The organism is Streptomyces sp. NPDC004561 (assembly GCF_053602155.1).
In genome coordinates this window covers 1-10,462 of record NZ_JBSGDB010000322.1, presented here as the reverse complement: position 1 = coordinate 10,462, position 10,462 = coordinate 1, and the positions used below count along the sequence as shown (strand labels likewise).

At 70.9% G+C, this 10,462-nt stretch carries 9 protein-coding genes and 1 pseudogene; 9 read left to right on the top strand and 1 reads right to left on the bottom strand.

The window, feature by feature from the left end; genetic code table 11:
* Nucleotides 1–137 precede the first annotated feature (137 nt).
* From ACWEN3_RS32040 to ACWEN3_RS32000, 9 genes and pseudogenes are all read left to right on the top strand, one after another.
* Nucleotides 138–1,370, top strand: a complete 1,233-nt coding sequence (locus ACWEN3_RS32040; RefSeq protein WP_452977875.1) for a YcaO-like family protein — start codon at nucleotides 138–140, stop codon at nucleotides 1,368–1,370.
* Nucleotides 1,349–2,008 (top strand): TOMM precursor leader peptide-binding protein, encoded by a 660-nt coding sequence (locus ACWEN3_RS32035; RefSeq protein WP_452977872.1) that lies wholly within the window; start codon nucleotides 1,349–1,351, stop codon nucleotides 2,006–2,008. The genes ACWEN3_RS32040 and ACWEN3_RS32035 overlap by 22 nt, the downstream gene beginning before the upstream one ends.
* The gene (locus tag ACWEN3_RS32030) at nucleotides 2,005–3,714 is read left to right on the top strand and encodes a hypothetical protein (RefSeq protein ID WP_452977869.1); all 1,710 of its coding nucleotides are present in this window, start codon (nucleotides 2,005–2,007) and stop codon (nucleotides 3,712–3,714) included. Before ACWEN3_RS32035 ends, ACWEN3_RS32030 begins: the two co-directional genes overlap by 4 nt.
* Nucleotides 3,692–4,381 (top strand): nitroreductase family protein, encoded by a 690-nt coding sequence (locus ACWEN3_RS32025; protein WP_452977866.1) that lies wholly within the window; start codon nucleotides 3,692–3,694, stop codon nucleotides 4,379–4,381. Before ACWEN3_RS32030 ends, ACWEN3_RS32025 begins: the two co-directional genes overlap by 23 nt.
* Nucleotides 4,378–5,556: a YcaO-like family protein gene (locus ACWEN3_RS32020; RefSeq protein ID WP_452977863.1), complete on the top strand. Its 1,179-nt coding sequence runs from the start codon at nucleotides 4,378–4,380 to the stop codon at nucleotides 5,554–5,556. The genes ACWEN3_RS32025 and ACWEN3_RS32020 overlap by 4 nt, the downstream gene beginning before the upstream one ends.
* A gap of 1,052 nt (nucleotides 5,557–6,608) precedes the next feature.
* A complete protein-coding gene (locus ACWEN3_RS32015) occupies nucleotides 6,609–7,823 on the top strand; it encodes an MFS transporter (protein WP_452977861.1) in 1,215 nt (404 codons plus the stop codon).
* 227 nt (nucleotides 7,824–8,050) lie between these two features.
* Nucleotides 8,051–8,539: a GNAT family N-acetyltransferase gene (locus ACWEN3_RS32010; protein WP_452977858.1), complete on the top strand. Its 489-nt coding sequence runs from the start codon at nucleotides 8,051–8,053 to the stop codon at nucleotides 8,537–8,539.
* Nucleotides 8,540–8,688: 149 nt separating this feature from the next.
* Nucleotides 8,689–8,820, top strand: a pseudogene (locus ACWEN3_RS32005) (IS110 family transposase); the annotation flags it as partial.
* A gap of 30 nt (nucleotides 8,821–8,850) precedes the next feature.
* The gene (locus ACWEN3_RS32000) at nucleotides 8,851–9,051 is read left to right on the top strand and encodes a pyridoxine 5'-phosphate oxidase C-terminal domain-containing protein (RefSeq protein ID WP_452977878.1); all 201 of its coding nucleotides are present in this window, start codon (nucleotides 8,851–8,853) and stop codon (nucleotides 9,049–9,051) included.
* Nucleotides 9,052–9,072: 21 nt separating this feature from the next.
* Here ACWEN3_RS32000 and ACWEN3_RS31995 read toward each other — a convergent pair whose 3' ends face one another.
* A complete protein-coding gene (locus tag ACWEN3_RS31995; protein WP_452977855.1) occupies nucleotides 9,073–9,936 on the bottom strand; it encodes a GNAT family N-acetyltransferase in 864 nt (287 codons plus the stop codon).
* Between the last annotated feature and the right edge of the window lie 526 nt (nucleotides 9,937–10,462).

The window sequence follows — 10,462 nt, the reverse complement described above, 5'->3', positions numbered from 1 at the left end:
GTCACACCCCTGACCCGCGTCGACGATCCGGCGGCCTCGGCGACACACACCGCGTCCGGCATGCCGTCCTCGACAAGTGAGGTCTCGCCGTAAGCCCCGCAAACAGCTTCGATGACCTGGTATCGCCCTACGGCGTCGTGCACGCGACCGGCGCCGACCGTACCGAGGGCTGGCTGGCCGACATGACCGTCGCCCTGGCCGACGGTGGCAGCGGATTCCCCGGCCGGGGAACCGGCCGTTCCTCAAGTACCGGCTGCGGCCGAGCGTTCGGCGACCCGGAACACGCCCGGATGATCGCCATCGCCGAGGCCGCCGAACGCTACTCGGCCTACGAGCCGCCCACCGCAGAACACCGGTGGGCGACGATCGCCGAACTCGACGGACCCGTCCTCGACACCACTCGGCTGCCCCGCTGCTCGGCGGCCGAACTCGCCCGTCCCGCCTGCCCGATCACGCCGTTCGACCCCAACGCGCCAGTGCGCTGGGTACAGGGCCTGGACCTGGCCTCGCGCGAACGGACATGGCTGCCGGCCGTCATGTCGACCTACCGCCTTCACGCCGCTTCAGCGGCGGAACGCTTCTGGTACCAACTGTCCACCGGATTCGCCGTGCACACCGATCCGGTGGAGGCGCTGGTTCGCGCCATCCTCGAGGTGATCGAACGCGACGCGGTCGCGCTCACCTGGCTCCAACGGATGCCGCTGCCGCCCATCCCGGCCGAAGCACACTCCCCAGCCCTGGACCGACTACTGGCCACCGCACAACGGCACTTCCTGCACACCCTGTTGCTCGACGCCACCACCGACCTCGGGGTGCCCACCGTGTACTGCGTACAGATCGCCGAGCACGACCCACGGGTACGGCACGTGGTCGGCTGCGCGGCCGACCGCACCCTGATCGGGGCCGCGGAGAAGGCCATGGCCGAAGCGCTCGGCATCCGAGGGCTGCTCAACTCCGGGACCGGAGCACCCGAGCTGGTCGAGGAGTTCGCCGACATCACCGACGGCGCCCGCTACCTGACCGTGCCCGCACGATCCGAGGCATTCGCCTTCCTGCACCAAGGGATCCCCGCCGGGCCACGTCGCCCGCCCCCCGACATTCCGGCATCACCGCGGGCCGCACTGGACACCCTGCTGGAGCGGCTGTCGGCACTCGACATGCCGGTGCTGGCGGTCGACCGCAGTCATCTCGAACTCCGCGAGGTCGGCCTCACCGCGGTCAATGTCGTGATCCCCGATCTACAGCCGATGTCGCTGGCCCCCCTCGCCCAGTTCTGCGCCCATCCCCGGCTCTACCGGGCACCGGCCGCCCTGGGCTTCCCCGTACACCCAGAGGAGGAGCTCAACCCATGGCCGCAACCGTTCGCCTGACCGGCGCCGTGCCGGTCCTCGGCCTGGGCGCCTTCGGCACCCGGGTGGCACAGCTGCTGTGCGAGGGCCTGTCCGGCGCGTACCGGATCGGTCCGGACGACCTGGACGGCGCCTTCGCCCGTCGCCCGGCCGCGGTCGTAGTAGCTGCTCAGCAGCCGGCACCGGAGATATGCCGCAGCGCCGACCGCGCGGCCTGGCAGCACAAGGTGTCATGGCTGCCGGTGGTCGACGAGGACGTGATGGTCCGGCTCGGCCCGTGGGTGGTGCCCGGTGAGGGTCCCTGCTTCGACTGCTATCTGGCGCGACGGATCCAGCACGACGACCAGTCCGCCACCACCGCCGCCTTCTGGGCCGCCTACGAGACCGACCCCCCGTCCGGGCCGCGCGGCTACCTGCCCCAGCATGCCCGGGCGGCGGCAGGCCTGGCACACGGCATGCTCGAAGAACCAGCCCCTCCCGGCACGGTGGTCATGCTCAGCACACGCAGCACAAACATCGACTCCCAGCGCGTGCTGCGCTGCCACGGCTGCGCACGCTGCGCCCCCGAAACCGTCCCCGGCCTCGACCGCACCGGGGCACTGGCAGAACTGCTACGCCACTCGGGCAACGACACGACACCGCACGAGGTTCCCGCATGAGCGCCCCGCCGACCACCCGCGATCGCGACAACACCGACCACATACGTCTGCGCCGCGGGCTCACCGTCGTCCCGACCGAACGTGGACTGGTCGTCGAGGGCGTAGGCCGTCGCCACCTGTTCGGCGGCAACGCGGCAACCGACATGCTGCCGCGACTGTTCGCCCTGCTGGACGGCTCCCGCGACCTCGCCGCCACAGCCGCAGAACTCGGCCTTGCAGCCGAGCAGATCACCACGGTCCTGGACATGCTGGCCGACCGCGGCCTGCTCGAACCCGCCCCGTCCGGCACGATCACAACGCACGAGACGGTCGCCGACTACTTGTCCCGCACCGGGCCGGTGGCCGCAGCGGACGGCGGATCGGCGAAAGCGCTCGCCCGGCTGGCTCTGAGCCGTGTGGTGCTCACCGGGCCCGCCACCGTGACCGAGCGCATTGCCGACGACCTGCGGGTCTGCGGTGTGGGCGACGTCGCGGTCGTAGCGCACGGCGACCGGTTGCCGGTCGGCCCGGCGAACCTCTTCGTGCTCTGCGACGACGAGGCGGACCGCTGCGAGGAGGCGGGCCGAAACGACAGGGGCGGCCGGGGCGACGGGATGGATCAGCTCGAGGAAGCATGCCGTATCGGCGCCGCGGAAGGCTTCGACGTCCTGCGGTACAGCGTGCGGCGCTCAAACGGCCGTATCGCGGCCATCGAGATCGGACCACGCTTCCACTCCGGCCACACCGCATGCCCGGGCTGCGTCCGCATCGGCCACGACCGGGCCTTCCCGGAGGAGAGGACTCCGGCCGCCGACACATCCGCCGACCTGCCCCCGGCCGTGACGGATCTGCTCGCCGGCCTGGTCGCCGCGCAGATTACCGCCGTGCTGACCGGCACCGGCAACCCGGTGCCACGCCGGGAGCTGTCGCGACTGACGCTGCCGGACCGCACCACCCGACGCTGGACAGCCGCTCCGGAGCCCGGCTGCCGTACGTGCGGGCCCATCGGCACGGGGGCGGAGCAGGCACTGGACACCGTCGAATGGCTGTTGCAGAGCCCGCCGGACGAAGTCTTCCAGGAAGACAGCGCAGCCACAGCGTGGCCCGGCCCTCCCGACGTCCTCGACCTCACCACCAGCCCGCGACGCCGACTGGCCACTCCGGACAGCGCCGCATGCACCCCCGGACTGCTCGACGAACAGGCGGTCAGCTTCCTGCTGTCCCGCACGGCGGGCCCCCGCGAAGCCGCCGAAACACACGGCGGCTCTCCGTCGCGATGGTCCCCCAGCGGCGGCAACCGCGCCTCGGTCCAGCTCTTCCTACTCACCGAGGAGCACTGGCCGGAACTGCCGGGCACCGTCTTCAAGTACGACGACGGCACCCTGATCGCGGCTCGCGCGGACAAACCGTCCCTGCCCGAACTCCTTGCAGGCACCGGCCTGGACGGACGGCCGGTGCGGGCCGCGGTGGTCGTCACCGGAGCGGTGCACCGGCTGCGGAACAAATACGGTGACTTCGCCTTCCGACTGACCCACCTCGACGCCGGCTGCGCTCTGGCACAGGCGGCGCTGGTCGCGGCCGAACTGGGCCTGAGAGCCGAACTGGTGACCGGCGACATCGGTGACCTTGCCAGGCAGCTGGACCTCCACCCTGCCGATCAGCTGGCGACCGGAATCATCGGACTCTGCGGAAGGGACACCGGCGATGCCGCTGCTGGATCAGCATGACGTGATGGACGAGTTCGTCTCGCAACTCGCCGCTGCCCGGCCGGTGCCGCTGATCGGCTCGGCGGGCCGGGCGGTGCCGCTGCCGACCGGTTCAGTGGGGGAGGTGCTTGCGGGCCGCCGATCGGTACGGTCCTTCGCCGACCGCCCGATCGCCGCCACCGACCTGTCCGAACTGCTGGGCACCGCACTGGCCGCCGAGCGCGACCGGTGGCCGGTACGGCCGACGGACGATCTGACGGTGCTGGTGCAGGCCTACCGTGTGCGGGGGCTGGCCACCGGGTGGTACGAGGCCGCTGCCGATGGAAGCCTCACCGTGGTCGCCGGGACGCCGCAGTTGCCCGATCCGGCAGCGCACTTCGACGACGCCCCAGCGGTGTTGTCGTTCGGCGGCGACCTGCGGACCGCGGTGCGTCACGCGGGTGTCGCCGGATACTCCGACCTGCTGGTGCGAGCGGCTGCACTGGCCCACAACTGCTGGCTGCCGGCGATCGCTCGCGGACTGGGCGGATGTCTGCGCGGCCGCGCGCAGTACGTGTCCACCGCCGCGTTCGTCGCCGGACACCCTGGTCACCGACACCTCCTCAGCCTGACCCTCGGCCATCCCGGACCGGAACCGGCCCGGCCCCGCCCGGAATCCTCCGCCGATGACCGGGCAGCGGCTCGATGAGGGCGACCGAAGCCGGGGCCGTCGGGGCAGCCACTACGGCCGACGCGACCGGCGTCACCGAAACCGGTGTCACTGCGACGGGTGTCGCCGTATCCGGTGTCACCGCGACCGGTATGCCCTCCGCAAGCCCGGTATCCGATGACGAGTCCGGCGAGAAGGCGTACTTCGCGGGCACACACCGTACGTGTCCTCCCGCGCGGACCTGGGCCCGGATCGCCCCACTGCTGACCGCCGCAGGTGTCACCCGGATCGCCGATGTGACCTGGCTGGACGACATCGGCATCCCGGTCTGTCAGGCCATCAGCCCGGCGAACAACTACCTCTCGGTGTACCAGGGCAAGGGCCTGGACCACATCTCCGCGAAGGTGTCGGCGGCCATGGAAGCGATCGAACGCTGGCACGGCGCGAACCTGGACACCCGGCCCGACCACACCGGTACCGCCGGAGATGTGGAGCCGGAACTGGGCTACCGGCTCGACGAACTCGCGCTGCACCCGCGGCACTGCCTCAACCCGGCCACCCGGCTCGCGTGGCGTACCGCGGTACGGCTCGACGACGGTGGCCGGTCACTGGTGCCGCTGGAATGCCTGAGCCTGGACCGCCGAGTCGGGACACGCTGGCGGCCGCCGCTGTTCGCCGCCACCAGCAACGGCCTGGCCAGCGGAAACACTCGCGACGAGGCGGTGGCGCACGGTCTGTACGAGGTGATCGAACGGGACGCGATCCACCGCAGCACCTCTGCCGGGCCCATGCCCGCCGTCGACCCGGCCACCGTCCCGCGGCTGGCGGCCGGGCTGCTGGAGCGGTACCGGGCAGCCGGGGTACGGGTCACGATCACCGTCCTGGCGACGCCCCTGCGCGTCCCCTGCTTCAGTGCGACCATCGTGAGCGACGGCTTCCCACTGCCGGTCTACGGCTACGGCTGCCACCTCGACGCACAGGTCGCCTTGTGCCGGGCGCTCACCGAAGCCGCCCAGGTCCGGGTGTCGGTGATCGCCGGTGCCCGCGACGATCTGGACGACCACCTCTACGCGAGGCTGCGCCCTCGCGGACGCGATAGACGCCGCCCGCCCGTACTACCCGCTGGTCAGGCTCACGCCGAGGACCTGATGACAGGGACGGACGTGCTGCACTGTGTCTCGCTGGGCTGTGGCCGGCGATCCCTGAGGAAGTAGTGCATCTGCGTGACCCGGTGAGGCCTGGAGATTACGCCTAGAGCCTCTTGGACGGGCTGGACCGCTGGTCACGAATACGGATGGGTGCCGGGCTACGGCTGCTGCAGACCGGGGCACGTTATGCAGTAGCGGAGGCGGCACAGAAGCCCACAGAAATGCGACTGCGGCCAGGGCCACGAGTACAGCACCGACGTGAAAGGGCACCGGTCTCCGCCCCTGCATGAGGCCTGCAGCGGCAACGACTAGAAGGTGAAAGCCGCCTCGCACCCCACGCCCTGAAAAGATATTTGTCACAGAAAGACCGTTTGGTGATGCTTCGGGGAGGAGTGGGTCTACGACTGCTGAGGCGAGAGTGGCCAATGCGGACTGTGCGACAGGAGACTCTCCTGGTAGTCGGTGTCGTCGACGATCGCGTGGCTGATCGGCCCGTCCGGTGCCTCCCGGACGAACTCCACGGACCCCCCTCGGGCAGCGTGGCGAGGACCGCGCCGACATCGGAGGCCGGCTCCGGCCGGACGGGCAGCAGGGCGCTCGGGCCGAGACCGGCGCGCACCGAGTCGAGGTGCTCCGCCGTCAGGCGGTGCCGGCGTGCGGCATTGCAGACGCGGGCCTCTTCCAGGAGCGCCGTCTGCCGTGAGGCGAGCTCCATGCGTATCCGCCCCCAGGCACCACAGTGCCCTCGACCACGTCACCAGCCGAGTTCGAACAACAGCATCGGAAAACACGTAGACGCCGGGCTCCTCGGGCAGCCCGTGGTGCGTTCGGGCGATGGCCCCTCCCGGTCGGTGTCGGGGCCCGGCGGCTATCCTGGCTCACCGGCCGGGGCCGACCGCCGCAGCCAGGGGGCCCGGGCCCGGCCCCGATGCTGCACATCGCGAGGCGATCTTGGAATGGATGCTTCGCTTCGTTGCTGCATCCCTCTGGGCTCACCCTCTTCCCAGGGCGCTTCAGGTCACGACGACTGGCGCGACCGGGCGAGGAAACCGCGGACGAGTCCGCACCGCCCTGCTCCCGGTCCCCGGCCCGTCGTCTTTGAAAGGTTCTCCTGCACCATGCCCTTGGCTCTGCTGGCCCTGGCTGTCGTCGCGTTCGGCATCGGCACGACCGAGTTCGCCACCATGGGGCTGCTGCCCCAGATCGCCGACGGAATCGGTGTGTCCGTACCGCACGCCGGCAATGTCGTGTCGGCGTACGCGCTCGGTGTCGTCGTCGGCGCTCCGCTGCTGACGGGCATATGCGCGCGTGTCCCGCACAAGCGGCTGCTGCTGCTCCTGACCGGTCTGTTCGTGATCGGCAACACGGCGTCGGCGCTCGCTCCCGACTTCGGCACGCTCTTCGCAGCCCGTTTCCTGGCTGGTCTGCCGCACGGCGCGCTGTTCGGCGTGGGCGCCGTCGTCGCCTCGCGGCTGGTCGCTGCGGACAGGGCGGCACGCGCCGTCTCGAAGATGTTCCTCGGACTCACCATCGCCAATATCGTCGGGGTTCCTGCCGCCACGGCTCTCGGCCAGCATCTGGGCTGGCGCTCCGCCTACGGCGCGGTCGCCGTCATCGGCCTCATCGCGCTGGCCGCGCTGGCCGCCTTCGTCCCGCACCAGCCGCGCGGGGAGCAGTCCGGCATCCGGCACGAACTGCGGGCCATGGGCAACAAGCAGGTCGTCATCGGTCTGGCCACGGCCGTCGTGGGCTTCGGCGGATTCTTCGCCGTGTACAGCTACCTCGTCCCGATGCTCACGCACCTGACCGGAATCTCCGACTCGTCGACGACCTGGGTGCTCGCCCTGTATGGCGTGGGTATGACGCTGGGCACCCTGATCGCCGGACCGCTCACCGACCGCGCGCTGCGCCCGACGATGTACTGGGGGCTCATCCTGCTGGCCGCGGCCCTGGTGACCTTCTACTTCGCGGTCCACAGCACCGTGCCTGCCATGGTGATGATCACATTCATCGGCGCGATGGGCTCCCTCATCACCACACCCATTCAGATGCTGCTCATGGCCAAGGCCAAGAACGCCCCGACGATGGCGGCGGCCTCCAACCACTCGGCCTTCAACCTGGCCAACGCGGGTGGTGCCTGGCTCGGCGGCTTGGTCATCTCGGCCGGCTGGGGCTGGGCCGCGCCCAACCTGGTCGGCGCGGCGCTCGCCGTGGCCGGTCTCGGCCTCGCCTTCACGGGCGGTGTCATGGACCGGGGTCGGCGGCGCTCCGAAGTGATCACGCAGGCGTCGCCGGCGGCCGAGCAGCAGACACCGGTCCCCACCGCGGACTGACCGGGCGAACAGGGTCCGGCGTCTCCCGGCGGGGCGTCGTGTCCGGCAGGCAGGCAGGCAGGCGGCGCTAGGGCCTGTTGTGAAGGTGTTTGCTGCCGGCGGGCGACGCGGCAGTGACGTGGTCGATCGCGGGTTGCGCGAGTGGTTCCCCGGAGCGGTGCAGAAACGCCTGCCCGAGCAGCCGACCCGCCGCACGAAGGCATCTTCCGGTGCGACATACTCTCCCGATGAGTTCACGCACGTCCCCGATCAGTCAGCCGGTCACGATACGGAGGGCCGTCGCGCGGGATGCCAAGCGGCTCACTCGGCTCGTGCGTGGCTCAGGCGCCTACGAGGGTAAGTACGCATCCGCAGTCGCGGGCTACCGGGTCGGTCCCGATTACATCGAGGCCCACCGCGCCTTCGTAGCCGTCGGCGCCGACGAGCATGGAGACCGGGTCCTCGGGTTCTACTCGCTCGTTCTCTCTCCACCGGAGCTCGACCTGCTGTTCGTCGCCGACGAAGCGCAAGGACGGGGTGTTGGGCGACTGCTCGTTGCGCACATGCAGTCGGAGGCCCGTGCCGCTGGGCTCGACCGTGTCCTGGTCGTGTCGCATCGTCCCGCCGAGGAGTTCTACCACCGCGTCGGTGCAGTGCGGATCGGGACCGCGCTCGCGAACCCGCCCGCCGTTCCGTGGGATCGTCCCGAATTCGAGTTTCGCATTCCTTCGGAATGACGCGGTGTGCTGGTTCGCACGGCACCGGCTTCGCCTGCATGGTGCGCTCTGTGTGTGCTGTCGTCTCTGCCCTGGCGGGGGGATCGCCTGCGCCGGTGGGCCGCTCCCGGCGACTCCCTCACCTCCGGCACTCCTGGTGCCGTCGAAATCGTCGAAGTGTCCGCGACGCGGACAGTGTGGCCGCCGCGGCCGTGGAAGCGGCCCAGGCCCAGCAGACCGCGCTGCCCGGCGAGGACGCCGCTGCACGATTCGACGCCGACTTGGCTAGTCAGATCCTGGCAACCGGTCGGCAGAGCACGGAGCTGTCCTCGGTGCAGGAGTTGCGGCCAGCCTCGGAAGCGGCCTGGGAACAGGCCCGGAGGAACGCGTCCGAGTCCTCCTTCACCTGGACGTTCTACCGGCTGCGCCCGGAGGCGGTCGGGTTCCTCCGGGGCGGCCCGGACCGCCGCCACGTACGCCTGGAGTACCGGCGCACGGAGTTCGGCTGGAGAAAGAACCTTCTGTGGCCGTGACCCGCCCGGTCCGAGGCGGGCTCAGTCCCCGAACCCCCACACCGCGAAGTCGGCCACCTTGCGGTAGCCGATCCGCTGGTAGAGGGCGTTGCTCGTGGGGTTGGCGAGGTCGGTGAAGAGGAGCACGTGGCCCATCCCGGCCGTCACGGCGGTGCGGCTCACCTCCGCCGTCACCGCGCCCGCGTAGCCGTGGCCGCGCAGGTGTTTTGGCGTGTACACCGGGGCCACCCGGACCTGGCCCGCGGACTCGGGGGTTACACCGGCCATGGAGACCGGCTCGCCGTCGGGGGTCTCCCAGAGAGTGACCCCGCCATGGTCGATGCGGGCGTCGGCCCAGGGGCCCGCACCCTGGCCGGCACTCTGCCCGACCGCGTCCTTGAACTCGTCATACCAGCGCATCAACAGCTCCCGGTCCGCCGGGCCGGCCACCCGCGCCCGGCCTTCAGGGGGCGGCTGCGGAGTGCTCAACTCGGCCAGCTCGTACAGCCGTTGGCGCTGCGTGAGCCGGGTCGCCGTACCGGTTCGCCGCTGCCAGGCGGCGGCGAGGGCCGCGGCCGTGCCGTGTTCGCCGGAGACGCCGGCGAGCGGGTGGCCGGCGTCGGCCAGGCGGCCCGCCAGCGCCTCGATGCCCTCCGTGCCGAGAGGGCTGAGGTGGAGCGGGAAGGGGGGCGTGTGGAGGAACGCGGCGCCGATGCCGTCGGTCTCGCCGCGCAGCATGCCGAACAGGGGGGCCTCGTCGCTGTACAGATGCCGCCCCCGGCTGCGCAGGGCGTGAAGCACCGTCAGCGGCACCGTGTGCAGGGCCGGGCGGGAGCAGAGAAAGCGGCCCGCCCGGTCCATGAACTCGTCCGGGTCGTCGGTCAGATGCCAGTCGTCAGGGTGCATGCGGTCATGATCCGGCTCCGGCATTCGGCCCGACATCTATTTTCGTCCCCTGCGGATGCGTCCGGCTATGTGATCTGGCTGTGAATCCAGGGCGTTGTTGACGATTTCGCAGGCGCGAGGCCAGAGTCCGCACGGGCGGACGTTGGAAGACGAGAGGCGGCAGGGCAACGCAACAGCCCTGGAACGAGCGGTGCTGCTCCCGGCGAAGGAGTGCCGGGGCTTGCTGGTGTCAGGTCGCGGTGGGCCAGGCCCAGGGCAAAGCGACATCCTGTCGGCAGTGCAGGCGGGGGGCGTGGTGACCGTCTTCTGCCGCCGGCGGCCGGCGGCTACTGGCCGGGGTGGACGGCTTGCACGCCGGTGCCCGCGTACGCCTTCGGTGTCAGGGTGAGCAGGAACCGTCCGCTGGGGTGGGCGGGGGAGGGGCGGCCGGCGTGGATGGCGTGGACGGCATGTCGCTTCCGCGCTGGTCGAGCTGGGTGTGGTGCCGACGGTGAGCGACGCGTTCACCGAGGAGTGGCTGGCCGAC